Here is a 26,822-nt window from a genome sequence, read left to right as displayed (position 1 = left end):
AACTTATCTATACCCCATTCACTTTTGTTGCACATATGCAATTTATGACATTGTCTGTCAAAACTAGCCGTCGTTCTGTCCTGCAATTCAACAATGTTGTAGGAGAGTTCACATGAGCGCGCAGCTTTTACAGCGGCAGGCCATGGATAAACACGGCATTGTTGCGACAATGGACGTAAACGGTAAAATTCTAAGCGCTAATGACAAGTGCAGCCAACTATCTGGTTTTTCAATTGACGAGATAATTGGGGAAAATATCTCCGCATTCGATATTACCAATATGTCCGAGCAGGAAAAATCAGATATTTTTGTTTCGCTATCTCAAGGCCAAACCTGGCAAGGCGAAGTACATAGTCTGACTAAGTTGGGCGAACCTTGGTACGTATTTGCCACTCTGGTTCCCGTCATTAAGTCACCGCCGCGGGTAGACCACCTAATTGCTATTGCCACCGATATATCAGAACAAAAGCGATTAGAGACGAGACTTTCCGAAGGGCGCGCGTTCTATCGAAGTATCACTGATAGCATCGGCGAGGGTGTGTATGCCGTAAACGGTGAAGGTACAACACAGTTTCTCAATCCCGCTGCCTCGCGATTATTAGGATGGTCGCTTGACGAATTACAAGGCCGACGTTTCCACGACACGGTCCATTATCAAAAAGGGGATGGAACCCTCCTTCCTAGAGAGCAATGTCCAGTTAACCTCACTATCCGAAGCGGTCAGTCTTACACGTCTTATGAAGACTTCTTCACCGATAAACGGGGCCGCCTTTTTCCCATATCTATTGTTGCGGTTCCTCTGCTTGATAAAGAAGGAAAGCCCGATGGACACGTGGGCGTATTCAACGACATAAGCGGTCAAAAAGCCATAGAACAAAAACTCCAAAAGGCGTATGACGAAGCCCAAAGTGCTAACAAGGCAAAAAGCGACTTCCTTGCCACAATGAGCCATGAAATAAGAACACCGATGAACGCCATTATCGGCCTCACTCACCTTGCCCTAGAATCCACCGACAATGAGCAACGTCAGCAATATTTAGAAAAAGTGCAGCGTAGCTCTACAGCATTGTTAGACCTGATGAATAGCATTCTCGATTTTTCTAAAGTGGAAGCAGATAAAATAGAGATAGTTGATGAGCCCTTCACCTTAACAAAAACCATCGATAAACTCGCTCAAGTCTTTCAAGTAAAGGCGCAACAAAAACAGCTTCAGTTGCTTTTTGATATTCGGTGCCATACTAATTTGCAATGCCGTGGCGACAGCGAAAAGATATACCAAGTACTGCTCAACCTTTTAAGTAATGCTATAAAATTTACCGCCAGCGGCCACATAATACTGACGGTTGAAAAGCGCGAAAATCAATTAGCATTCAGTGTTTCCGATACCGGTATGGGTATCAGTGAGCATGTAAAATCAAAACTTTTCAAAGCCTTTGTTCAGGCTGATGCATCCATTTCCAGAGAGTATGGGGGAACCGGCCTTGGCCTTGCGATATGTAAGCGTCTGGTTGAACTGATGGGTGGTGACTTAACCTTGGAAAGCGAGGTAGACAAGGGAAGCTGTTTTTCCTTTGCATTGCCTGTCTGTTCTGATGAAGGCCCTGGTACAGGCCCTCAACTTCCCGTATCGGTTCCCGACAATGTACTGTGCATTCAAACACACGAAAGCGTGAGCCAAGGATGCGAAATACTTGCGGCAACATTGAACAGACATAACATTCACTGCCAAATAATCGACCAGGTTGAAGGGCTATTGCCGAGTAAAGCCTCTCAAACTATCGCATTTCTACCAGATGATGAGCAAAGCTGGAATAGCTTCATTAAACACATGCAGTTTGGTGAATATCAGTCGCTAAACCTTACAACATTAATCAGTCCCCTCAACAAGCAAGACGTACAAAAACGAATGGGAAGTGCCCTTGTTCAAAATATAAATATCATTGAGCTTCCGTTTACCGACACAGAACTTATTTCAACACTATCTCCAGCTCAACTATCACTCAGTAAGCGGACACTAGAAGGCCTTGAAAGTCGAAAATGGCGAACCAGGCGCCTTTTAAACAAACATGTGCTTGTGGTAGATGACGACGCAATTAGTGTAGAGATTAGCCAGCAAATACTTTCTGATCTAGGTATTAATGTTGCTGTTGCTTCATCGGGTGAGCAGGCACTTGCGTTATGCGAAATGAGCAAATTTGACGCTATACTCTTGGATTGCTACTTACCCGGCGTATCGGGCTATGAAGTTGCAGAACAACTTACCCAGAAAAAGACTGGTATACGCCAATTATTGCGCTTAGTGCCGATGAGTCTCAGGAGGCTTCTGAAAGCGCGCTTACCGCCGGTATGTGTCAGCACTTGGTTAAGCCCGCTACCGCGGATGAAATCGTTCATACCATCGATATTCACATACATTCAGGCTACATTGAAATAAACCCTCCGGACGAAATGAGCCAGTTTATCTCGTCGCTGCTAACATTTTATAAAACCTACAGCCAGCGTGGTGTTATGTCTGACTTGCTCGATATTTTTCATACACAGACGAACACGTCGAAATTGTTAACCTCTCTGCTTGAAGATGCTCAGCTTATTGGCGCCACAACGCTTGAGCAAAGCCTGCTTCCTCTTATAGAAGCACAAGAGAGAAATGAAGCTGTTAATGCAAGACACGTAACAAACTTATCGTTTCAGCTAGATGCAACGCTACGCCTAATTGCTCACACTATCGATAAAAACGACACCGACAATATCCATCAAAGCGGTACGAACTTCGATAAATCCTCCATGCTATCGACCCTACGCAACGTTGAGCAGGCGCTTCAATCTTATGACGCGAAAGCGGTTGAATACATCAACGTATTGGCAGCCAATTACAGCGAGTCGGTCTATGCACATAAGATTAACCGATTGAAACAGCTTGCTACCATTTACGATTTCGAAAGTGCTCAAGCGGTTATTACGCAACTGATAGGCGATATTACCGATGAATAATCAACGTAATGAAGCACATAGGTTTAGCATATTAGTGGTTGATGATGAGCCCGCAAATATCGATATTCTATTAGGCATTTTAGGCCCTTACTATAATGTAAAGGTTGCGCCTTCGGGAACAATAGCACTTAAGATTACCCAGCAGTTTACTCCCGACCTTATATTGTTAGATATAATGATGCCCGGTATGGACGGGTTTGAGGTATGTAAAAAACTCAAAGCTAACGAGGCGCTTAGCCATATACCTGTTATTTTCGTTACAGCCTTAACTCAAGGAGAGGACGAAGAAAAAGGTTTCAAACTTGGTGCAGTAGACTACATAACCAAACCCGTATCACCGAGTATCACCCTCGCTCGCGTTAAAACTCACATTAGTTTAGCCCATCAAATGCGGATGGCCGAAAACCTTGTAGCGGCGCGTACTAAGGAACTAAGTAAAAGCCAACAAAGCGCAATCAGCATGCTAGCTGCCGCTGGTCATTACAATGATACCGACACCGGTCATCATATTTGGCGGATGGCAGCTTACAGCCAATGTCTTGCTCTGGCTCACGGTTGGCCTTTCGAAAAAGCGTGCCTGCTCGCGCAAGCTGCTCCAATGCATGACACAGGCAAAATAGGTATTGCAGACGCAATATTAAAAGCACCTCGGCGATTATCTTTGAGCGAAATGGAGGTTATGCGCTCCCATGCTGAAATAGGGCACAGAATACTGTCTCAATGTGATACCCCGCTCTTTAACCTCGCAGCCGAGATTGCTTTATGTCATCACGAAAAGTGGGATGGCACAGGCTATCCAAGAGGATTAAGGGAAGAGGCGATACCTGAAAGTGCACGTATCGTAGCTATCGCCGATGTTTTCGACGCCCTTACAATGAAAAGGCCTTATAAAAAAGCGTGGGCTGACGATGATGCTTTTGATCATCTTAAACGAGGTTCAGGCCAGCACTTTGATCCCGTATTGGTCGACTGCTTTCTTTCGATAAAGGAAGAGGTTTTAGAAACCAAACGCTATTGGAACCAGTTAGAGGCAGAAGGAAAGATGGCCTCGGTGTCTGACTTATTGCCTCAAGTACTTTTCCCTAGCGCATAAAAAAGGGTCGAATATATTCGACCCTTTTAAATGATGTATTAACGAAAGTACGATACTTAACTTGTACCTAGCTCAGCTGCAATGGCGTCTGCCTGACGCTTTTCGCCCTGTACAAACTGCTTCCATTGCTGTGCCATGGCACGACTCTTCTGATGCTTTTCTGCTTCAGCTAGCTGATTAAGCGCAAGGGCATATTGCTTCTTGTTGTAAAGTGCCATGCCTTTAATTAGGTAAACCAAACCAGGGTTTCTCAAATCGCCCTTTTCAACCGCTCGGTCTGCCGCAGCAATTGCATCGTCGAAACGCTCTTCATTAAGAAGAATTTGCGCTAACTGTGCATCTAACTCACCGTCTTCAGACAGTTCAGCCGCTTGCATCATAACGGGAATGGCTTTGTCTTGCTCTTTAGCAAGTGACCAGCTTTGGCCTAAGAACTTAAGGTTGCGCAAGTTTTTCTCTAGCACGCCGTCGTTCATCGCCTGCTCCATCAACTTAGCACCTTTGTAAGGTACGCGATGATAGTAATAAAGCTGCGCCATATTAAACACATCAGCGGATGTATTAACGAACCCGCGCTGATAAGCGGTTTCCATAATAGCCAACTGCTTGCGCTCTTCGCCTAGCTCACCGTACATACCCGCTAGCTGGATCCAATACTTAGGCTCGTCAAATAGCTTCACCATTTTAACCAGAACGTCTTTAACCTTTTGAGGCTGCTTGAGTTCATAGAAAATAGCACGCTGAAGAATTAACCACCCTTCATCGGGAATCATGCCTTCTGCTTCGTGGTCGGCAACGGCTTCAGAAATCCACGTTGCGGCTTGCTCGTACTGCTTATTCTGATAGTACGCTTGGGCCTTGATGACTTTGTTTTTCACCGGCACAGGGCCCGCATTAAGACTTTCCCAACGCTCTAAGTAAGTGATGGTATCGTCGTAATTACCCTGCATAAGGTTAAGCTGCGCCAAACTGAAAAGTGTAGTCATTTCGAACTTTTCAGGAATAGGCTGTTGCTCTACTACCTTGGCAAACGACTCCAACGCTTTTGCATAGTCTTCGTTGTTGTAATAAATGAAGCCGAAAAAATTGTACATCATCGCTTTTTCGTAGGCGTTCATAGAATGAGACTTATCTTCCACTTCTTTCAAAATGGAAATAGCTTCTTCTACATTGCCCGCTTCATCAGCAGCCGTTTGTGCACGGGCTAGCTGCTCGTAGACTTTACCGCGAAGCGTAGGCACGCGACGGGTTTGCTTATCGCTAGCTTTTATCTCTTGTCCATCTTGCTGCTCAGCCTCTTGCGCTGTAGCGTTAGAAGCAATGAACATAGTAGGTACAGATACTGTGGCCGATGCAAATGCAAACGCCAGTGCACTAAGCAATGTATTCGTCTGTTTTCTCATCATGTTCTGTTACCCGTCAATTTGGAACGTAATACGGTTTTGTACACCAGACACTTCCGTTGCTTCGCCATTTACCACTCGAGGCTTATATTTGAACTTCATTGCCGCATCAATCGCCGCTTGTTCAAAAATACCTGAAGGGTTAGCTTCAACAACAATTGGGTCGCGTACTGCGCCTTGTTTAGTTACTGTAAATTCAACAATAACGAAACCTTCAATACCCCGTTGAAGTGCACGTCGTGGATACACTGGCGCAACCTTAACAATAGGAAGATATTCACCGTCACCGGATTCGAGGGCCAACCCGCCTTCTAGCGAGATGTCGTCTCCTACTTCAGCACCAAAGTCCATCGACGTACCTTCTGCATCTGGAGAAGGTGAGTCCATTTGAGGCTGCTCCATTTGCGGTGGCGGCTCTTCAGGCTTAGGTGGCTTCTTCGGCTTACGATCTTTTTTCTCAACCTGTTCATCCTGCTTAACCCTTACGAAGTCAAGCACGCTTCCCTTAGGCGGCTCAGTTAGTGCGCTGCCACCCATCTTGATAAGCGATTGCATCAAGAAGAACAGGCCTAACGTGATCGCAAGGGAAATAACAAATGCGATTAAATATCGTGGCATGATTTATTGCTCTTGGGCTGCAATCGAAACATCGTAAACGCCAGCGGCTCGCGACGCGTCCATAACCTTAATCAGTGTTTCTGTTGTGGCTTTTTTGTCAGCCTGAATTACAACAGAACCCTGTGGGTTTTCTGCGCGAAGACGCTCAATGTTCGCTTGCACTGCGCGAACGTCGATACGGCGCTTGTTAATCCAAATTTCGCCTTTATCTGAAATAGCGATAAGGATATTAGCGCGATCCTTTTTCACAGCAGTTGCTGCTTCTGGACGGTTAACATCGATACCTGCTTCTTTCACAAATGACGCAGTCACAATGAAGAAGATCAACATGATAAATACAACGTCCAGCATGGGCGTCATGTCGATGGCTGCTTCTTCTTCATCGACTAAGTTTTGAAAGTGCTGCTTCATAATAAATACCTTACCTTAACGCTTAGCTAGCATTAACGTTGAATAATCAATGCATCCTCAAGATGCGTGCGTTCTGATTTCACCATACGAGTTAACCAGGTAGCGGCGAATACGCCTGAAAGTGCGCCAACCATGCCCGCCATTGTGGGGATAGTGGCTTTCGATACACCTGAGGCCATTGAACGAGCATTACCTGAGCCCGCAATCGCCATTACATCGAACACTTCAATCATACCGGTAACCGTTCCCATCAAGCCTAGCAGCGGACAAAGCGCAACCAGTGACTGGATAATTGGGATGCTGCCGTTTAGGCGCATGGTTAACTGTGAAATTGTTTTCTGACGAACCTGCTCTGCGAACCAAGAAGAGCGATCGGCACGTGCTGTCCACATTGCTATCGCTTCTTTCTTGGCTTGCTTGTGCCAAACCATCAGATACATCGCACGCTCGAGGATCAAAAGCCACATAACGAATATCAGCAGACCGATGACCAGGAGAACCTGGCCACCTGTTTCTGTGAAATCGCGAATTGCTTCTAGAAACTCGATCATGATTAGCCTCGCTCAGCGCGCTCTGCAATTACGCCAGACGCCTGTTCTTGTAGGATGTACACAATGTTCTTAGAACGTGTGTTAAGCATTGCATAAAGCAGTGTCATTGGAATCGCTACAACTAGACCTAGTACTGTTGTTACAAGTGCTGTTGAAATACCACCTGCCATCAGTTTCGGGTCACCCGTACCAAACAAGGTGATAGCCTGGAAGGTGTTGATCATACCGGTTACCGTACCTAGTAGACCCATAAGCGGTGCTACAACAGAGATAATCTTAATGATAGTTAGGTTACGACCTAACTTAGGCACTTCGCCCAAAATCGCTTCTGTAAGGTGAAGTTCAAGTGCTTCAACGTCGGCGTCTGGGTGCTCGTCACGTACTTTAAGTACACGGCCAAGCGGATTGTTTGTGTTTACTTCTTTGCTCTTAAGCTGTTTGTTCACTTTCATGCGAATAAGCGTCAGCGTTACAAGACGCTCAAGGGCAAGTAGAAGACCGAATGCACCAACGATAAGAATGATGTAACCTACAACACCGCCCTGCTCTACACGCTCTTGAAGGTTAGGCGCTTGAACAAGAAGACCTAGGATTGAACCACCCGTTGGGTCGATACCGAACTGCACTAATTCACCGCTTGATGCTTGTAGTTCAGCAGCAGAATCCATGTAACGGTCAGCAGGCTGACGTACAAGTTCAGATACTGTACCTGTTACACCGTTGTACTCTAGGTATTTACCATCAGCAACAAGTGCAAAAGGACCTACGCGAACAACAGACTTATTCACTTTTTCACCGCCCGCTTCAACAACGTCTGTCTTGAACGTAGTGACTTTGCCGGCTTCAGTCATTTCGCGTTGCATTTCAAACCAAACGCGCTCAATTTCTTCAATTGATGCAAGTTTTGAGCTTGAACCCATGTCTTGTGCCATCTTATCAAGGAAGTCAGCACGGCCAGGGATTTGTGCAGAAACCACTGAGTTATAGAATTTGTTTTTGGTGTCGCCAGCGATTTGCTGAAGCACACCGAATAGCTCTTTAAGTGAACCAAGACGTGTGTCTAGTGCACCGTTTAAGTCAGCCAGTTTGAATTCGTTTTCTTCGAACTGAGTTTCAAGCTGCTCTGATTGTGCAAGCATTTGGTCGCGCTTTTCACGAGTTTCGCGAAGAATGCGATCTTGCTCTGCACGTTGCGCTTGGAAATCACGCTCGCGCTGTTTGTTTTGCTGAGACTGTGCGAACTGACCTTCTTCTAGTTGCTTAAGAAGTGCGTCTAAGTCCATGGCACGGTCGCTTTGTGCGAAAGCACCAACGCTGATGCTAAGGGCTGCTAGACCAACAGCGATACGTTTTACTGTGTTAAACATTCTCATCAACCTCTTAGTCTGTAATTGCCACTGGCAGCATTAGCAAGTCTGGTGCAAGTTGCTTCTTCGCCATGCGCAGACCTTTTGTAATTTGTGTACGGTAGCTGCTATCAAGCTCTTCCCACTGACGAGTTTGCTTGTTCCAAACACCCTGCATGCTTGCATCACGTGTTTGATAAATTAGCGCTGTGCGACCAAGGCGTAGGAATTCAACGTCACGCTCTTGACCGTTAATTGAATGAATACCGCTGTACGCTTCCATAGTGCGGCCGTAGTCCATCTCTACTTGATACGCTTCCATTACGCGGCGGAATTTCTCAGACGCAGCAACGTCGGCACGGTCCATCATAGCGCGAAGGTCAGCAACGCGATTCGCGCGCTCTTCTGGAAGGAATGGTACGTCTAGCGCAACAAACTGCTCTAGGCCGTCAATCATGCGCATCATTAGTGGTGTGATTTGACGCTCAACAACAGACACTTCATCGATAGCAGCATTTAGGTCTGCCATTTCTTGTTCTTGGTTATTGATTTGCTTACGAAGCTGAGTGTTATAAACCTCAAGGCCTTCGATTTCTTTCATCAATGTTTTGAACTGTTGAAGTTTGCTGTCGATTTGATCGGTAATACCGTTAATCTTTTCTTGCGATTTCGCCGCTGACTCGTTTATTTTCGCTGCCTCATCGACAACGGGTTTTAAGACTTCATCGTCTTGTGCAAGCACGGGTGTCGCTGCTAGCGCACCTGCCACAAGCAAGGCATTGATAAGCTTCATACATTCAAACCTTTAAAGTTAAAAGAAATCGGTTGTATCCGACTATAAATTTCTGCGCGTAGGATAGGAGTTTTCTGTGACAGTTTTATTACGAAACTGTCATAAATCGATGACTATTGTCACAAATAGAAAAGCCCGGCAAGAAAACCGGGCTTTAGATGATTGTTGCTGCTCTGTTTTTGAAGAAGCAGCACTGGCTGTATTTTCTTAGAAGTTATAAGTAATTGAAGCGTTTATACCTGTACCCACGCTTAGCTTACGCAGCGTAAGACCTTCTTGCTCAATTTCTTTCTCGTCGTTGAAAATGTTTTGCACACGTAATTTAATCGTAGTGTTGAAGTCTGGATAGTAAGTATAAACGGCATCCAATGAATGGAACGGTTTTTCAATACCATCTTCAAAACCACGTACGCCAGGCGCAATGATACGTTCACCGAATGAGTTATAGACTAATGACGCTGAATGCTCACCGTTATCAGAATCCCAACCTAGTTGAAGGTTAGCAACCCATTCTGAGTGACCCACTAGGCGACGTTTGTCGTTAGTAATGGTCGCCGTGATAGTACCGCCGTATGCTTCACGAGCCTGCTGAGAGAACAGTGATTCTTGGTCGCCACTACCAATAGTTACTTCTGAGTCAGAAAGCGTCATGTTTCCTGATACAAAGAAGTTACTGAAGTTATCACTAATAAAGCCAAGGTCGTGCAAGAATTCAAACTCGATACCGTACAGCTCACCTTCCTGTCCGTTAGCCGTTAATAGTTGAGGTACACCTTCACCGCCGTCAAATTGCACCATCTCGATAGGGTTTTCCATATCTTTATAGAAAAGTGCAACAGACAAGTTGTTACCTTGTGACATATACCACTCCCAGCGGAAGTCGATATTCGTCAATTCAGTTTCAACCAATGAAGGAGAACCACGTACAAGGAATTCTGTTAGCGGGTCGATAAAGAAGGTTGAGCTGATATCGCGTAAGTCAGGACGGATTAGCGTTTGACTGATGTTAAAGCGATACTGCATTTCTTCACTTGGGATATAAGTGAAAGCTAATGACGGTAGTACATCAGATTCATTGTAGATGCTGTCAATGATGGCATCAGTGTCGTCAGCAAACTTATCCGAGTGCTCGATAAATGGAATCGATACTTGCTGGAAGTCTTCATAACGAGCACCGCCACTTACGCGGAACTTCTGGTTGAAAAATGCATCAACCATGAAATAGCCTGCGGTAAGTTTAGTTGCCGCTGAGTACTTATCACCTGCACCTGTATTGTCCTGAAACACAGAACGACCCGTTGAGCTGGTGTAGAAGTCGTCGTTATAGATATTTTCTTGTGAGAAAATTTCATTCAAACGGCTACCTTCTTTAAAGTCAGAAGAAATACCAAAGTGACGCACCGCTAAGTCAATATTGTTACCGTCACGGGTTTTGTCGTAGTAATCCATACCGGCTTTAAGTTCAACGTCGTAGCCATCGCCGAAGAACGCGGTAGACACGTTGAAGCCATAGGTATCAGACTCATCATAAAGCACCTGATATTGGCGGTTAAGGTTAGTTCCTGGCGTATCATCAAGACGCTCAAGCTCTAATGCACCCGACTCATCGTAGAACTGCTGGAATGTTACTTCCATGATATCTGGCGCTTCACGAGACGCACGGCTAGTTCCCACGTACCAATCGAAAAACACACCATCTAACAAGTTAAGGAAGTTGTGCGTGCCTTTAAGCTGTGAAGAAACCATTTCACGCTCTTCGAAAATGATATCCATGCGGCGGAATTCTTCCACGCCAGGGTTAGATTCACTTTCGTCAAAGTAGTATCCATCGCGAACACGGTCACGCATGTCGTGAAGGATCATGTTCACAAGTTCTACTTTGTGATTGCTGTTGTACTCGTAACCTACGTTGAACATACCGCTCCAACGCACGTTTTGCTCAGTAGACACCATGTCGCGATATTTAGTGAAACGTGGATTTTCCTGACCACCACCAATATCGTTACCTAACATCTCTTCGGCAACTGTCCATTCATTGCTGTAAGAAACCGTTGCAAGGAAACCAAGTACAGAGTCGTTGTCGAAAACGTAATTGTTACCAATGGTCGTACCCAAGCTGAAGTTCGGGTCTACAGACTTTTCGTCTGGGCCGATGTCCCAGTTAAATGAACTTAGGATATCCTGCGTTTCAGCCAGTGTTCTTGTACGGTCACCCTCGAAGCCTGCAGAACCATTTGCAGCAAGACCCGAGCTGATAATGTCAGGCAGTGCACGAGTACCGTCATCACGACCTGTCCAATCATCGCCGCCACCAGAATAGAAAACACCAGTATCGCTGTTCTGCGTATTCCAACCGCCACCTGCACTTACGTTGAATACAAACTCAGATGGGATTGATTTAGTACGAATGTTTACGTTACCACCACCAAAGTGCCCAGGCATATTGGGTGAGTAAGATTTCTGAACGTTCAGGCTTTCGATGATACTTGATGGGAATAAATCAAGCGGTACAACCGAGCGCGTAGGATCCGGACTTGGTACCGTCATGCCATTTAGCTGTGTGCTTGAATAGCGCTCACCTAAACCACGAACGTAAATAAATTTACCGTCAACTAGCGTAAGACCTGTTACACGTCGAAGTGCAGCAGCGGCATCGCCGTCACCGGTACGAGAAATTTGTTCTGCGCCAAGAATATCAGCAACGAACGCCTGATTTTGACGCTCTTGTAAAACAGCCGTTGCGGTTCCTTTAAGTCGCGTGCCCGTAGCAACGACTTCTTCAATTAGTTCGTCTTCTGACTGCTGTGCTACTGCTGATAACGGTAACGCGCTTGCGCCAAGAATGGACGCGATAGCCAGCGAAAGTCCACCGACTTTAAATGCTGACGTTTGATTGTTTTTCATTGTGTAACTCCTAAGAAACTGTAATCAGGTAGCTGCGCTTACACAAAAGCTAAGGCGTAAAAACGCCTTAGCTTTACTGTGTCTCGCATTCACTTATTAGTCTTGAAGACCAACAGTTACCCAACCCAGTGTCCAGTCAGACTCACCGTCGAATGCACCTTGGAAGTCTGTGCTATCAAAGAAAGCGTCCAAAGTAGAAGCGTCGAAGCCTGAACCTAATAAAACTGAATTGCTTGCAGGTACGAAACCTGTTGAATCAAAGCCAAGTGCTGCAGTTTCAGCAAGAACGCTGTTGCCGTCTTGACCTTCAAACCACGCTTGCGTGCTGTCTGTACCAATTGTGTCTGAACCAAATGCGCTCGCAGATGAACATGCTACTGTTGAGTGTGTCACAGTTAGTGAACCTGCTGCTGCGTTAGCAATTGATTCATCACCATTCACTCGTAGGCAGTTGCTGTAGTTTGCGCCACCGGTAACCACTAGGTTTTTGATTGTTCCCGCTGTACCGTTGCGAAGACGTACACCGTTTGTATTGTCTGCACCTAAAATTGTTACGTTAGATACTGTTGGTGTCGTCAATGGTGTCCACGCAGGGTTATCTTCGTTGTTGTCAGCTTCGAACGCATTGTCGCCGCCCGCTGCATCTTGCTTGATAACTACGTACTGCGCCTTACCTGTCCAACCGAATGACCAGTCTAGAGAATCATCACCGATAGCAGTTAATACTAAGTGACTTACGTTTACTGTACCGCCGAAGAACTCAACGCCATCATCTAGGTTTTGGTGAACTTGGATGAAGTCAACTTCAGTGCCGCTACCTACACCCGCAAATGAAATACCGTTTAGCTCATCACCTGCCGCAAGTGCTTTACCTGCGTGCTTCACGATAACGTAGCGAAGCGTACCTGAGCTATCTTCACTGTCTGCACCACCGTATAGGCCTGCATCACCTTCTGCGGCTACACCACAGTTAGCCAGTTCAGCTTCAGACGTATCACCGTCGTCACCTGTGTTACATAGGTTTGTTGGTGCGTTACCTAGAATAACTAGGCCGCCCCATTGGCCGATGGCTGTTTCGCCGCCAGTCATATCTTCTGAAGATGTGAAGGTAATTGGCAGTGTTGCAGTACCAGACGCTTCAATCTTAGAGCCACGACGAACAACTAAGAAATCATCACCATCTTCACCGAATACTGTAGTACCGCGCTGAATGTAAAGTGAAGCGCTGTCAGCGTTGTCGTTACCTACCGCTGTACGACCTTTAATTAGCCAGTGAGCATCGTTAGTTAGCGATACATCAGCAGTAAACACGGTGTCAGTAGCAAGCTGATAAACAGGCTTGTCAGTAATATCTGGGAAGCTAGCAGACACGTCGGTCGCCAAGCCTTGCTCTAGTGCCGTTGTAACGTCAGCAGGAATGCTATCGTTTACCGCAACAGTCCAACCGTCCATCCAGTTGTTGTCACCGTCAAATGCACCGATATAGTCAGTTGCTGCGAAGAAGTCATTCTCTTCTGATACATCAACGCCCGCACCAAGAAGTGGTGAGCCAGAGCGAGGTGTAAATCCATCGTTAGAAAGCATTAGTGCATCAGCGGTAAGCACGCTGTTACCTGTTTGGCCTTCGAACCATGTTTGAGTAGTACCACCACCGATAGCGTCTGAACCAAAGTTATTACCTGCTTCACAAGCAACCACTGAATGTTCTACAGAAAGCTCGCCAGATACTGCGTTAGCAATCGACTCGTCGCCGTTAACTCGTAGGCAGTTAGAGTAGCCTTCACCAGCTGTAACAACTAGATTGCGGATGTTACCCGCAGTACCGTTGCGTAGACGAACGCCGTTAGTTGTGTCAGCGCCAACGATAGTCACGTTAGAAATAGTAGGCTTAGTGAGTGGAAGCCACGCTGGGTTGTCTTCGTTATTATCCGCTTCAATAGCGTTGTCGCCACCAGCAGCTGATTGTTGGATATAAACGTTTTGCGCGTTACCTGTCCAACCGAAAGACCAATCTAGCGAGTCATCACCGATATCAGTAAGTACAACGTTACGTACGCTAACTGTACCGCCAAAGAATTCAATACCGTCATCAAGGTTTTGATGAACTTGAATGTACTCAACTTTAGTACCTGAACCGATACCTGCAAATGAAATACCGTTTAGCTCGTCACCCGCTGCAAGAGCGCGGCCTGCGTGCTTAACTACTACGTAGCGAAGTGAACCTGTGCTATCTGCAGGGTTATTACCGCCGTAAAGACCCGCGTCACCTTCAGCAGCCACACCACATGAAGCAAGTTCAGCGTCAGAGGTATCTGAATCGTCACCGGTATTACATAGGTTAGTTGGTGCATTACCTAGAAGTACGATACCGCCCCATTGGCCGATACCCGTTTCGTCACCGATAAGGTCTTGTACAGAGGTAAACGTGATAGGTGCGCTTGCTGTACCGTTAGCTTCAATCATTGAGCCACGACGTACTACCAAGAAGTCATCACCTTGCTCACCAAACACAGTCGTACCTTGTTCGATGTATAGTGTTGCGCTGTCTTCGTTATCGTTACCTACTGCAGTACGGCCTTTAATTAGCCAGTAAGCATCGTTAGTAAGTGTAACGTCAGATGTGAATGTGGTGTCTGCAGCAATTTCGTAAACCGGCTTGTCTAGGTCGAAGTCAGCCGATACGTCTGTTGCTAGACCTTGTGCAAATGCGTTTTGAACGTCAGTTGGGAAACCGCCGTTTACGCCTACCGTCCAACCTACAGTCCAGTCTGTGCCGTTAGGATTGAATGCACCAATATATTGACCGCCGCCAAGTGCTACAGGAGAAGAGGCCGTTGGGAAGTAACCGTTGTCTTCAAGCATTAATGCAGACGCAGCTAAAACGCTGTTGCCATCTTGGCCTTCAAACCATGCTTGAGTAGTGCCACCGTTAATGGTGTCAGAACCAAAGTTGTTCGCAGGTGTTTCACACGCAACAATTGAATCAGTGATAGAAAGCTCGCCCGACTCAGCGTTAGCAATTGCTTCATCACCGTTTACACGTAGGCAGTTGTTTGCAAGTGCAGAACCCGTTACTAGAACGTTTGAAAGCACGCCCGCTGTACCGTTACGTAGACGTACACCATTGGTGTTGTCTGCACTAACAATAGTCACGTTTGAAATAGTTGGCTTAGTTAGCGGCAACCAAGACGGATTATCTTCGTTGTTATCCGCTTCGATTGCGTTGTCGCCACCGTCAGCTGACTGTTGGATATAAACGTTAGTTGCGCTACCAGTCCAGCCAAATGACCAATCTAGTGAATCGTCACCGATATCAGTAAGTACAACATTACTTACGTTAACTGTACCACCGAAGAATTCAATACCGTCATCGAGGTTTTGGTGAACCTGAATATAGTTAACTGTGGTGCCTGAACCGATACCAGCGAATGAAATACCGTTTAGCTCGTCGCCTGATGCCAGAGCTTTACCCGCATGCTTAACTACAACGTACTCTAGCGTACCTGAGTTATCTTCTGGGTTATTACCGCCGTAAAGACCTGCATCACCTTCTGCAGAAACACCACAGTTTGCAAGTTCTTCGTCAGACGTATCTGCATCGTCACCCGTATTACAAAGGTTAGTCGGTGCGTTACCAAGTAGAACTACACCGCCCCACTGACCGATTGAAGTTTCTTCACCAGTAACGTCCTGTACCGATGTCATCACGATAGGCGCTGAAGACGTACCAGATGCGTCAATTTGAGAGCCACGACGAACAACTAAGAAGTCATCGCCGTCTTCGCCGATTACTGTTGTACCTTCTTGAATAGTTAGTACCGCTGCATCAGCGTTGTCGTTACCAACCGCCGTACGACCTTTGATGATCCAGTGAGCATCGTTCGTTAACGTCATATCTTGAGTGATAGTTAAATCGGTATCTAAACGATAAACAGGCTTATCTGTAATCGTTCCTGAGAATTCGCTTGATACGTCTGTGGCAAAGCCTAGAGAGAACGGCGTATCTACATCAGGGGTAGTCGGTGTTGTTGGTGTTGTAGGTGTAGTTGGTGTTGTTGGAGTTGTTACTACTTCATCACCTTCATTAATATTGATGTCACCGCCACAGCCTGCAAGGACAAGCGCAGTCGTGATAGCACTTACCTTAAATATGTTACGAATTTCCATTAAATTCTCCAGATTTTTGTAATACGGATTCTAAGGTTTGCTAGAGAGTAAAGGAGATCGGTGACATTTTTGTTACAAAGTAAAAAACTTATCGAATTTATTTGAACTTTTTCAGCTTTGAACTAAAGCCAGCGTAAAGCTATTACTTTTCAATTAGATAAAACAAGATTGATTAAAAATAAAACTAAAAGCATGGCCTGAGGTGTTTAGTTTTTCGTTCTAAACCATTTGGTTATGACAGTTTTGTGACCACGAGTGACAGGTTCTGCGAAATGAATACTGTTAAGGTTGGGGTCGCCAGAGGGCAGCAAATTATTCCAAAAGAGTGCCATTCCCTTTTTCGGTTTTACTGCAATATCTAGCTTGGTGAAGCGGGTGTGACCGCCGTCACATTCATCATTCAAGTAAATCATGCATGTCCACGTTCGCTGACCACGCGATAGACAATGCGCTTTGTACTGCGGGCTTCCTGGAGGAAAGAAGTCGTAGTGAGGTTTGTAATATTCCCCAACATTGTAGTGCTGGGCCTGAATAACTTCTCCTTCTCCCACGCCCAAACTAAGGGTTGAAACAATGCGATTATCAACGTCTTTGACTAGCTTATTACCAAGAAAGGCTAATTCACATGTTGAAGAGGTTCTAATGTCATCAGCGCTAGCGGCTCCTGCCAATTTAGAGGGCGCGAGTTTATCTTTGGTCAGAGCAACAATGTCGTCACACTCTTGGCTGCTCAAGAAGTCATCGTACGAGAAGAGCTGAATGTCACTGGGCTCGGCAAGCGGCTTAGCCTGCTCCACGCGGGCGATAGCACTTTTTGCTAGCTTCTCGTAGAAACTTGAAGAGGGTGAAAACTGATAATTAGTGGGCAAATTGGCGCCGAGCACTTTTTTAATAGTGTCGGGAGAAAAACCGTTTTCCGCTAGGGTTGTCACGATAGTTGGCACAGCTGTCCCTGATAGCAGGCATTTGACAACCCATTGTTTCCACGCTGGCGGCATATACGACACAGTTTTATCCTTTGCTTTTAACGGCGAGTGATACGGCTTCTACTTTCGCTTTTCTATTCCAATAATCGACGTTGGCGTACCAGTACGTCTTCACGAATGGGGAAATATCCGTCTCTTAACACCTGCTGCTGCCCTTCCTGTGACAAGATATAGCGCAAAAACTCCCTTTCCAGAGTAGGTAAAGGCTCACCGGGCTTTTTATTTATCACTAAATAAAGAAACCGGGCAAACGGATACGTTTCGTTGCGCACCGTATCAATAGAAAGAGGGATTAAGCTGTCTAGCGACTCACCTAAAGGCAGAGCGCGAACTCCTGCGGTTTTATAACCGTAAGCGGCATAGCCAATCGCGCCTGTACCGCTGGCCACGGACAATACTACAGATGCAGAGCCAGGTTGTTCGTTTACCGTATTCTTAAAGTCACCATCGCACAGCGCCATCACTTTAAACAAGCCGTAAGTACCCGATACTGAATTTCGACCGTACAGCCTGATAGGAGAACGATAGCCTATATCGTCAACGCCGAGCTGAGACCAATTGGTAATGGCGGTATTGCTGCCACAAAACTGGGTTTCAGAAAACACCGCGTCAACTTGCTCAAGGGTCATACCCGGCAGCGGATTGCGTCTATCCACAAAAATGGCGATGGCATCCATTGCCACTTTTAATACCGTAGGCGGGTAACCATGGGTTCGCGTAAAATCCCGTATTTCACTGGGCTTTAATTCCCGGCTCATAGGGCCTATGGTGGCAGTACCTTCAATAAGTGCCGGCGGAGCGGTAGATGAACCAGACGCCTGTATTTGAAAGCCGACCTGAGGATAAAGAGTTTTGAACTCCTGTGACCAAAAGGTCATTAAGTTTGCCAGCGTGTCTGAGCCAACAGAGGATATTTTTCCTGCCACCCCAGGCTTGCGTTCATAGGCAGGTACTTGATAGCTACCAGAAGCAGATGACGAGCTTTGAGTATTTTGAGAATCAGCCAGGGTTCCAAATGGTAACAATAAGCCTATTACTAAAAGTAACGTTGAAAGGCGATAGCGTTGCTCTTTCATCTTGTCATGCTTTTTGCTCACCAACACTTCTCGCCTCTTAGGGTTACAGTTGCTCTGCAATCAACTCGTTATCCAGCACAAACGAGAAATTGCTGCCCTCACCCAATGTACTGGTTATATCTAAACGAGAATTATGATGACTTAGTACATGTTTTACAATGGAAAGACCTAAGCCAGAGCCACCGGTTTTGCGAGAGCGCGCTTTATCCACGCGATAAAAGCGCTCGGTAAGACGGTTTAGATGATTTGGCTCAATACCATCACCGTTATCTACCACAGAAAATTGCGCGCCATTTGGTTTACGTCGCCAGTACACATTAATTTCGCCACCAGCAGGTGTGTAGTGCACCGCATTAAACACTAGGTTTGAGCAAGCACTTCGAAGCTCGGTCTCTACACCGAAAACATAGAGTTCTTTGTCGATGTGGAAGTTTATTGTGTGGTTTTTCTCTTTATTAAGCGCCTGCGCTTCTCTTTCCACTTGCGCAAGGACCACAGGAATATTCACAACATTTTCGTAGATGCGTTCCGAACTTGCTTCAATGCGCGACAACACCAGCAAGTCTTCTATCAAGTTTTGCATACGGTGGGTTTGCGATGTCATTTCTTTCATCGCTTTTTGCATGAATGGATCGGAGTCTTCATCAATAGGAAGAATTTCAAGGTATCCGTTAATGACCGTTAGCGGTGTACGCAATTCATGAGACACATTTGCCACAAAGTCCTTACGCATTTCTTCAAGCTGGGACACCCGCGTTATGTCACGGGCAATCAGCAACAAATGCTCATCGCCATAAGGCATAATCCGGTATTCAAAGGTTTTGTTGGGGTTGGTAGGTGACGGTACTTCAATGGGGTATTTATAATTCCCTGCATGAAAGTACTGAATAAACTCCGGATGGCGCAACAAGTTGTCGATTCGACGCCCAGAGTCTTGCGGCCATTTAAGCCCTAAATCCAAGCGAGCAAGGCGGTTACACCAAATAATGCAGGCCTTAGCATCAACCACTACCGCCGCATCAGGCAAGGCTTCAGACCCCTCTCTAAAGCGCTTTACCAATTCACCAAGCTCTTTGCGCTTATTGCGGTTACGACGCTGAAGGTAATAAATCCCTTCATAAATATGTTCCCACACGCCACGCACGGTAGGTGGAGACATTTTACGACTATGCCATAACCAGCGATTTAGCTTGTAAAGATGCCAGTAGTTAAATAGCAGTAGCAGGGTTGCGCCAATAGCAACGGCGAATAACATATCATCTAGATACCACCCGACTAGCGCAAAAACCACAAGGAATAGCACTAAGCGCAATGTACTTCTCAACCAAGAGAACGGGTAATACATGAAATAGCTCGCGTTGTTAAAGGTGGAATTGGGCGCATGCCCAGATGGCGCAGCGGCATCAAGGGAATAACACTATGTTACTCCCTAAACACTACATTTATTACAGCTTAGTAGAAAAACGGTAACCCGCGCCGCGTACTGTTTGGATCATAGCATCATGTCCGTGGCGAGAGATAGCTTTGCGTAGACGTCGAATATGTACATCTACCGTTCTGTCTTCTACATAAACATTGGTTCCCCAAACATTATCTAGCAGTAGCTCTCGGCTATAGACACGTTCTGGGTGCGTCATAAAGAAGTGCAACAATTTAAATTCAGTCGGCCCCATGTCTAACGGTTCTTCATTCGCCATTACGCGATGTGATACCGGTTCAAGTTTAAGACCATTAAATTCAATGGGCTCCTCGCTTGATGTAGGCGTTACTCTTCGCATCACTGCTTTTATTCTTGCCACAAGCTCTTTCGGCGAGAATGGTTTAGTAACGTAGTCATCAGCACCTGCATCCAGGCCGCGAATTTTGTCTTCTTCCTCGCCACGGGCTGTAAGCATGATGACGGGAATGTCACGAGTAAACTCGTGCTGCTTTAAACTTTTAGCTAGCTGTACACCGCTTCCTCCCGGCAACATCCAATCTAATAAGATTAAATCTGGGTAAGGTTCGCAAATTTTTTCTTGCGCGATGTCGAAATCTTCGGCTTCAATAATGTTAAAACCAGATTGCTCAAGCACAAACTTAAGCATTTCACGGATAGGCGCTTCGTCCTCAACCACCAACACTGTACGAGACATCGTAATATTCCTGCTCATTTTTAAACGCCGTTATTATTAATGTGGTCTGTGACAGTTTTATTAAAACGATTACATTTATGTGTCAAGTTTAATACAAGCTTGTTCCAAAGTTTAAATACATAATCTTGTTTATTCATACGATTACGCATATTCTTGAAATTACATAAAACCGACTGTTATTGTTGCAAAGGTGAGCTACTACCAAGCGTTGTCGGTGATTTAAAAGGTCTGATGTAACAGGGGTGTGTTTATCGATGGCTGCGGTCAAGACAGGGTTATCAAGGAAACTCTTAGCCAGAGTGTTGTCAGTGTACTTTTCTCTCACGCTGCTAGTGACGGTAGGACAGATCTTTACAGAATACCTCAGCACGAAAAATCACGTTGAAGGCGAGCTTCAAACGCTAAAAAACACCTTTTCTTCTAGCCTGACCCGCGCTTTGTGGGAACTTAACCACGACCAAGTGCGTGCCATCGCCGAAGGCCTTATGTCATTGCCTATTGTTGAAGGGCTTCAAGTTCGTGGTGAAAACGGTAACTACATTGCCGAGTACGGCATCCGTGCTCAGCGCTCTCCTGCTCCGGTTGACCGTGAAATAATTGAAGATCATCCCGGCGGCGTATTTAGCTACAGCTTCCCACTAGTATTTAAATTCTCAGGTCGCGAATCTACGGTTGGCGACGTTACCTTATATTCTAGCTTTGATACTATTTTTAGCCGTATTGAAGTAGGCGTATTTTTTCTTATCGGTAATGCGTTAGTAAAAACCACCTTTCTGGTCTTCTTGTTCATGACCGCATTTCGCACCATGCTTTCTGAACCGCTGCAAACCATTACTGAGCAAATGGGTAATTTCGATCCTCAGCACCCAGAAGAGAGCAAACTCAGCATAAAGCTCGATGATGACAACGAGCTATTACAGCTTAAGGAATCTTACAACCACGTTATTGACGACCTTATTATTTCAAACAATAAGCTGAAAGACGCGCAGAATGAACTCACTCTTGCCAACAAGAAGCTAGACGACCAAAACCTGATTTTAGAACAAGAAGTGGCAAAGAAAACAGCGTCGTTGTCTCAGATTATGCTCGACTTAGAGCAGCAAAAAGACGAGCTTATTGCCCACCAGCGAGAGCTTCGCCAGGAAAACGAAAATCGTCAGTATATAGAAGCCGAACTGCGCAAACGTAACCAAGAGCTAGCCAGTTCGATGGATACACTTCATCAAGCGCAAGAGCAATTAGTCGAGTCGGAGCGCATGGCGTCGCTTGGCGGTCTTGTGGCCGGTATCGCGCATGACGTAAACACGCCATTGGGCGTGAGTGTGACCGCAGCCAGCTTTCTACAAGAGCGACTTAACAATTTAAAGACCGACTTCGAAGATAAAAGCCTGACCAGTAAGAACATGGCAAGCTTCATCGATGAAGCCGAACAAACTGCGCTATTACTTTTAAGTAACCTAGAACGCGCATCTGATCTTATCGCCAGCTTTAAACAGGTGGCCGTTGACCAGACCAGTGAAACCGAGCGCGAATTTGTGTTGGGCGACTATATTAACGAAATTATTCAGTCACTTAAGCCAAGTTTTAAGCATACTGAACATCAAATTAACGTATCCTGCCCCGATAATTTAGTTGTGACCTGTGCACCTGGCGCCATCGCTCAAATCGTTACCAATATGGTGGTTAACTCAATTACGCACGGCTTTGAAGGCAAAGCGGCCGGCTCTGTAACACTAGATGTAAAAGAAGATGGTGATAATGTTGTGATCCACTACCAAGATGACGGAAAAGGTTTAAGCGAAGAAGAGCTCAGTAAGTTGTTTGATGCCTTCTTTACTACCAAACGCGGAGAAGGTGGTAGCGGTCTAGGCACACATATTATGTACAACCTAGTTACACAGTCACTGCATGGACATATAGAGGCCGACAGTACGCTTGGCAACGGCTTACAGTACACCATTCGTTTTCCGAAAAAGAGTGCTTAACCTTTCTTGCCACTATCAATCTAAGGTGCCCGCTTTCTAGGGCCTTTTATTCAATTGCACCGCGAGTCTTACGTTGGTAGGCTTGCGCCCTATTTTTATCAAGAGAATGCTTACACTATGTGGTTTAAAAATGTAAAAGCCTATCAAATTACTCAGCCGTTATCGCTAGACGAGGGCGATTTAGAACGTGCCCTTAACGAACACGCTTTTCGCCCGTGCGGTAGCCAGGACTTAGCAACCATGGGGTTCGCCTCTCCGTTTTCTCAGGCGGGTAAGCAAGGCACCATGTTCCATGTTGTTCAACAGCGTTTTTGGATAACCCTAAAGAAACAAGAAAAGATCTTGCCCGGCGCAGTGGTAAATGCCGAGCTTGACGAAATGGTGGCCAAAATTGAAATGGAAACCGGTTCGCCGGTTGGTAAAAAAGCCAAGGCAGATCTTAAACAAGAAATTCAAACCCGCTTGCTGCCCCAGGCATTTACGAAAAACACCTACACTCACGGCTTTATTTCGCTTGCTGACAACTTAGTCGTAGTTGACGCATCATCTGATGGCAAAGCCGAAGCCTTTTTGGCCATGGTAAGAAAAGCCATAGGCTCACTTCCAGTAGTGCCATTTACGCGCAGAAGCCTTCAAAGCGAGCTTACGCACTGGGTTACTGAGTCAACACCAGAAGGTGTAGGTCTACTTGAAGAAGCTGAGCTTAAATCTACCGATGACACTGGCAGCGTTATTCGTTGTAAGAACCAGCCGCTAGACAGCGAAGAAATTAGTATTCATTTGGATGCCGGTAAGCTGGTTCAAAAGGTTGCATTCGAATATGCAGAGACGTTGACGGCTATTATGTGTGAGGATGGCGCCATTAAACGTGTTAAGTTCACCGATCGCATTAAAGAAGAAACTGACGATGTGCCAAAAGATCAGGTTGAAGCGCGCCTTGATGCAGAGTTCGCGCTTATGTCAGCCGAAATTTGTACACTGCTTAACTTCCTTCGTGGTGCGCTTAATCTTAACGACGATAGTTTATAAACTTATGGCAAATAAATATTAAGCCGATGAAAAAGATAGCCTAGCGCTATCGAAAAGCCTAATTACCTTGGGGTAGTTAGGCTTTTTATTAGGTCCTGTTAATTAACTTGCTTGTTTGAACTGGCAACCGTCATTTAGCGCAAATACTTCTTCGCTGTTTTCCTAGCCTTTCTCCTAGCCTTTTTCCTAGCTTTTGCAAGAAAGTTTCCCAACCGCTTTAAGTTGGATAGTGAATAACCACAATAAAGCGCGTTTCTCCTACTTCATCTCGATAACCGTGGGGCTGGTCTGCGCGTAATATACACTGCTCTTGCGCTTGATAAGTTTGCCATTGACCATCTTGCAAAACCCCTAACTTTCCTTGTAGTACGTGAATATGTTCGGTGACGCCTATTTGATGCGCCGAAGAGTGCTGCTCATGAAAGTCCGTTAAGCATAGTTCAAACATTTCAAACTGGGTGGCTGAGTTAAACGGAAATAGCGTTTTTATGGTTACGTTTGGGTCGTTAGCGAACTTGTTGTCGGCATGTTGGGACGTAGGTGCGGTTTCATCACCTGACAAGAAAGAAGAAAAAGAACACGCAAGACCGGTTGCTATCTTCCACAAGGTAGCGATTGTGGGGCTAGACTCGCCTCGTTCTATTTGCCCCAACATGGCTTTAGACACTCCCGTCAACTGCGCGGTTTTATCAAGGGAAAGCCCCCGAGCTTTACGAACAGACTGCAGGTGGTGTGCAATACTTCTTGAAATAGCAGAAGGCTGCGCATTTGCTTTTGTCATGTAATGAAGGCCTTTTATTTTGACGCTGAGTTTAATAAACCAGTTGTGCGCTATAACGCACAGATGTTAAGTTAACTATTGTACGTTATAGCGCACAAAAAGGTAGAGTAGCACATTCGATAGACACTAAAAGCGTGTTTCATCGCTCGGTCGATTCCAAATCGAAATTCCATCACGAGGGTTTTCATGAGCAAGTGGAAGTTAAGTCATATCAGCGCAGGGCTAACCGCGGTTATAGTGGGTTACAGTAGTTCTGTTGTCATTATCATTGATGTAGCGCGTAAAGCCGGCGCCAGCGACGACATGGTAGTGAGTTGGTTGTTGGCGCTTGGGCTCGGTATGGGCATTACCTGCATTCTGTTTTCGTGGCTATCCAAAGTGCCCGTTGTTACCGCTTGGTCTACCCCAGGCGCGGCTTTTTTGTTAACCAGTATCGGTGACTACCGTTTAAGTGAAGCCATTGGTGCATTTATACTATGTGCCTTGCTTTCTCTTGTAACTGCGCAAAGCCGTAGCCTGCTCAAACAAATAAGTCGGATTCCCCCTGCAATCTCATCGGCGCTTTTGGCCGGCATTCTCTTACCTATATGCCTTGCGATATTCAGTGATGTTAATGACGCACCGTACTTAGTTGCGTTATTTATCGCGGCTTATTTAGTAGGAAGCCGACTATTTCCCCGCTATCTTATGCTGTTGTTGCTGATCATGTCGGTGACCATTAGCTTGTTTATGAGTAGTGCAGATGGTGTGGTTGCTCTATCAAGCGACTCACCAGGGCTGCCATCAATATTCACCCTGCCCGAGCCTATTTGGGTAACGCCCACTTTCTCACTGAGTGCTGCCATTGGATTAGCATTTCCCCTTTTTCTTATCACCACGCTTTCTCAAAACTTGCCAGGTATAGCTATTCATCACGCCCATGGCTATACGCCCGACCACAAACCCATTTTGTCAGGCATTGCCATTGTTCAAGCCTTATTAGCACCTTTCGGTGGTTTTACCTTTAACTTAGCGGCGATAACGGCAGCGCTATGCATGGGCGAGCAAGCGGATGATGAAAAGTCGCAGCGCTATAAAGCCGCTATAGCAGCGGGGGTGGTGTATTTGTTCATGGGGTTATTAGCGTCTGTGGTCGTTGCGCTATTTGTGAGTATGCCCAGTATCATTATTCATCTGCTTGCTGGACTAGCCCTATTAGCTACGCTGCAAGGAGCGGTGGTTCGCGCCATGGAAGTAGAGCACCACAGGGCTCCTGCGTTGCTTACCATGCTGTGTACGGCGTCAGGATTTAGTTTATATTCCATGACTTCAGCGGTGTGGGGATTGGGGTTAGGTTTATTACTGCTTTACGTTCAAAAGAAGCCTGTTAGCGCGTAGCGGCATTTGTTTGCTTTGTGCTGTTTCATTGTCAGCTTTCCATAACGAAAAGGCCGGTACTGAAGTTATGCTTCAGTACCGGCCTTTGCAGTATTTTGTCGCTTAAAACACTTACAAGAAGATCTGCTTCGCTGCGCTTGCAAGCTCTTCAAACTCATCAGAGTGAAGCTCGCCCATATCTTCAACCACACCGCGCTGAATAGCTAAGTTTAAGATCGCATCTTTTTGACTGTCTACCGCACCTGAAACTGCAGCGCCAACACGAACGAAATCAATGTAGGTTAACTCTTCTGGCATGTAGCTTAGGTCTTTCCAATTTTTTGAAACATTAACGAATGTTTCTCCGAAGCCCCACTCTGTCATAATGCTTGCACCAATACGGCCAGCTAATTTATCGATTGCCACTTCAAGGAATGAAGGGTTCGCAAAGACTTCAGGGTGACGCTCAGCCTCGGTCAAAATAGGCAGAACACCAATGTTGTGAACCAGTGCCGCTAGTGTCATGGTATCCATGCTCATTTCACGCTTTTTGGTACGCGCTATGTAAAGCTGAAGCACCGCCATAGAGTTAGCCACGATATTAACTGTATTTGCCCACTCTTGTTGTAAATAGCGTGCAACTACATCGTTTTTAGAGACGAATAATTGCTCCATAGCGAGTGCAGTAGAGATGTTTTTAATTTGGCGTAAACCAATTCGTGTAACCGCTTGGCTGATAGAAGTAACTTTTACGCTACGTCCCATATAAGCACTGTTCGCAATTTTGATCATTCTTGCGCTAAGTGATGGATCTTGACCAATCACATCACCCATCGCGTTTAAGTTAATATCGGGATCGTCTGCCGCTTTGCGGACTTTCAATGCAATAGCAGGAAGCGTGGGAAGGACGAGTGTGTCATTGTTAATTTTTTCAACCAAAATGGTTGAAAGCGCGTTCTGTGTAGACATATTTCTACCCTTAGAAAGTTCCAAATAGCCTCGTGAAGGCGATAGGTTGCTTTACCAGTTAATCATCTCGACCACCAGCAAAACTGATGACTAAAATAGATTCGATGTTTGTGCGTTGCATTCCGTGCGTTAACTTACATAGGCCTCTATGCTTCACGCTAAAATACAAACCGTTTATTGTTTTATTATGGTATTTCTATCACCATACTATAGTAGCTCTTTAGTTTC

20 protein-coding genes are annotated in these 26,822 nt (G+C 45.7%); 6 read left to right on the top strand and 14 right to left on the bottom strand.

Annotation, left to right across the window (positions count from 1 at the left end):
• The first annotated feature begins 112 nt into the window (after nt 1-112).
• The 3 genes from MASE_RS03065 to MASE_RS03060 are packed head-to-tail and all read left to right on the top strand — an operon-like array spanning nt 113 to nt 4,084.
• A complete protein-coding gene (locus MASE_RS03065; protein ID WP_232362803.1) occupies nt 113-2,434 on the top strand; it encodes a PAS domain-containing hybrid sensor histidine kinase/response regulator in 2,322 nt (773 codons plus the stop codon).
• Nucleotides 2,347-2,991 (top strand): hypothetical protein, encoded by a 645-nt coding sequence (locus tag MASE_RS20185; protein ID WP_232362857.1) that lies wholly within the window; start codon nt 2,347-2,349, stop codon nt 2,989-2,991. The genes MASE_RS03065 and MASE_RS20185 overlap by 88 nt, the downstream gene beginning before the upstream one ends.
• A complete protein-coding gene (locus MASE_RS03060) occupies nt 2,984-4,084 on the top strand; it encodes a response regulator (protein ID WP_014948292.1) in 1,101 nt (366 codons plus the stop codon). The genes MASE_RS20185 and MASE_RS03060 overlap by 8 nt, the downstream gene beginning before the upstream one ends.
• 56 nt (nt 4,085-4,140) lie before the next feature.
• Here MASE_RS03060 and MASE_RS03055 read toward each other — a convergent pair whose 3' ends face one another.
• The 12 genes from MASE_RS03055 to phoB form a co-directional block, all read right to left on the bottom strand.
• Complete coding sequence (locus MASE_RS03055) at nt 4,141-5,490, bottom strand: tetratricopeptide repeat protein (protein ID WP_014948291.1); 1,350 nt, start codon at nt 5,488-5,490, stop codon at nt 4,141-4,143.
• Nucleotides 5,491-5,496: 6 nt separating this feature from the next.
• Nucleotides 5,497-6,105 carry an energy transducer TonB gene (locus tag MASE_RS03050; protein ID WP_014948290.1) on the bottom strand — a complete coding sequence of 203 codons (609 nt, stop codon included), beginning with the start codon at nt 6,103-6,105 and terminating at the stop codon, nt 5,497-5,499.
• Nucleotides 6,106-6,108: 3 nt separating this feature from the next.
• Nucleotides 6,109-6,516 carry an ExbD/TolR family protein gene (locus tag MASE_RS03045; RefSeq protein WP_014948289.1) on the bottom strand — a complete coding sequence of 136 codons (408 nt, stop codon included), beginning with the start codon at nt 6,514-6,516 and terminating at the stop codon, nt 6,109-6,111.
• A gap of 32 nt (nt 6,517-6,548) precedes the next feature.
• On the bottom strand, nt 6,549-7,067 hold the full coding sequence (locus tag MASE_RS03040) for a MotA/TolQ/ExbB proton channel family protein (RefSeq protein WP_012517279.1): 519 nt from the start codon (nt 7,065-7,067) through the stop codon (nt 6,549-6,551).
• A 2-nt stretch (nt 7,068-7,069) separates the two neighbouring features.
• Nucleotides 7,070-8,434 carry a MotA/TolQ/ExbB proton channel family protein gene (locus MASE_RS03035; RefSeq protein ID WP_014948288.1) on the bottom strand — a complete coding sequence of 455 codons (1,365 nt, stop codon included), beginning with the start codon at nt 8,432-8,434 and terminating at the stop codon, nt 7,070-7,072.
• 13 nt (nt 8,435-8,447) lie between these two features.
• On the bottom strand, nt 8,448-9,206 hold the full coding sequence (locus tag MASE_RS03030) for a DUF3450 domain-containing protein (protein ID WP_014948287.1): 759 nt from the start codon (nt 9,204-9,206) through the stop codon (nt 8,448-8,450).
• A 207-nt stretch (nt 9,207-9,413) separates the two neighbouring features.
• Nucleotides 9,414-12,110 (bottom strand): TonB-dependent receptor domain-containing protein, encoded by a 2,697-nt coding sequence (locus MASE_RS03025; protein WP_014948286.1) that lies wholly within the window; start codon nt 12,108-12,110, stop codon nt 9,414-9,416.
• A 96-nt stretch (nt 12,111-12,206) separates the two neighbouring features.
• Entirely contained in the window at nt 12,207-16,277 is a 4,071-nt protein-coding gene (locus MASE_RS03020) for a beta strand repeat-containing protein (RefSeq protein WP_014948285.1), read from the bottom strand.
• A 206-nt stretch (nt 16,278-16,483) separates the two neighbouring features.
• Nucleotides 16,484-17,275: a prolyl hydroxylase family protein gene (locus MASE_RS03015; protein WP_014948284.1), complete on the bottom strand. Its 792-nt coding sequence runs from the start codon at nt 17,273-17,275 to the stop codon at nt 16,484-16,486.
• 62 nt (nt 17,276-17,337) lie between these two features.
• On the bottom strand, nt 17,338-18,366 hold the full coding sequence (locus MASE_RS03010) for a PstS family phosphate ABC transporter substrate-binding protein (RefSeq protein ID WP_014948283.1): 1,029 nt from the start codon (nt 18,364-18,366) through the stop codon (nt 17,338-17,340).
• 16 nt (nt 18,367-18,382) lie between these two features.
• Nucleotides 18,383-19,684, bottom strand: coding sequence for a phosphate regulon sensor histidine kinase PhoR (phoR, locus tag MASE_RS03005; protein ID WP_014948282.1), 1,302 nt, complete (start codon nt 19,682-19,684; stop codon nt 18,383-18,385).
• A 100-nt stretch (nt 19,685-19,784) separates the two neighbouring features.
• The gene (gene phoB, locus MASE_RS03000; protein WP_014948281.1) at nt 19,785-20,474 is read right to left on the bottom strand and encodes a phosphate regulon transcriptional regulator PhoB; all 690 of its coding nucleotides are present in this window, start codon (nt 20,472-20,474) and stop codon (nt 19,785-19,787) included.
• Nucleotides 20,475-20,728: 254 nt separating this feature from the next.
• Here phoB and MASE_RS02995 point away from each other — a divergent pair, with 254 nt between their 5' ends.
• Nucleotides 20,729-22,459, top strand: a complete 1,731-nt coding sequence (locus MASE_RS02995) for a sensor histidine kinase (RefSeq protein ID WP_039224522.1) — start codon at nt 20,729-20,731, stop codon at nt 22,457-22,459.
• 117 nt (nt 22,460-22,576) lie between these two features.
• On the top strand, nt 22,577-23,488 hold the full coding sequence (gene rdgC / locus MASE_RS02990) for a recombination-associated protein RdgC (RefSeq protein ID WP_014948279.1): 912 nt from the start codon (nt 22,577-22,579) through the stop codon (nt 23,486-23,488).
• Nucleotides 23,489-23,705: 217 nt separating this feature from the next.
• On the opposite strand, the gene MASE_RS02985 is transcribed toward rdgC, so the two are convergent.
• Nucleotides 23,706-24,269 carry a helix-turn-helix domain-containing protein gene (locus MASE_RS02985; protein WP_014948278.1) on the bottom strand — a complete coding sequence of 188 codons (564 nt, stop codon included), beginning with the start codon at nt 24,267-24,269 and terminating at the stop codon, nt 23,706-23,708.
• A gap of 186 nt (nt 24,270-24,455) precedes the next feature.
• On the opposite strand from MASE_RS02985, the gene MASE_RS02980 reads away from it, so the two are divergent.
• Nucleotides 24,456-25,646: a benzoate/H(+) symporter BenE family transporter gene (locus MASE_RS02980; protein ID WP_014948277.1), complete on the top strand. Its 1,191-nt coding sequence runs from the start codon at nt 24,456-24,458 to the stop codon at nt 25,644-25,646.
• A 111-nt stretch (nt 25,647-25,757) separates the two neighbouring features.
• Here MASE_RS02980 and MASE_RS02975 read toward each other — a convergent pair whose 3' ends face one another.
• Nucleotides 25,758-26,594, bottom strand: a complete 837-nt coding sequence (locus MASE_RS02975; protein WP_014948276.1) for an HDOD domain-containing protein — start codon at nt 26,592-26,594, stop codon at nt 25,758-25,760.
• Nucleotides 26,595-26,822: the final 228 nt, after the last annotated feature.

The sequence above is a fragment of the Alteromonas macleodii ATCC 27126 genome (genome assembly GCF_000172635.2).
GTDB lineage: Bacteria > Pseudomonadota > Gammaproteobacteria > Enterobacterales > Alteromonadaceae > Alteromonas > Alteromonas macleodii.
This window is presented reverse-complemented; position numbering and strand designations above follow the sequence as displayed.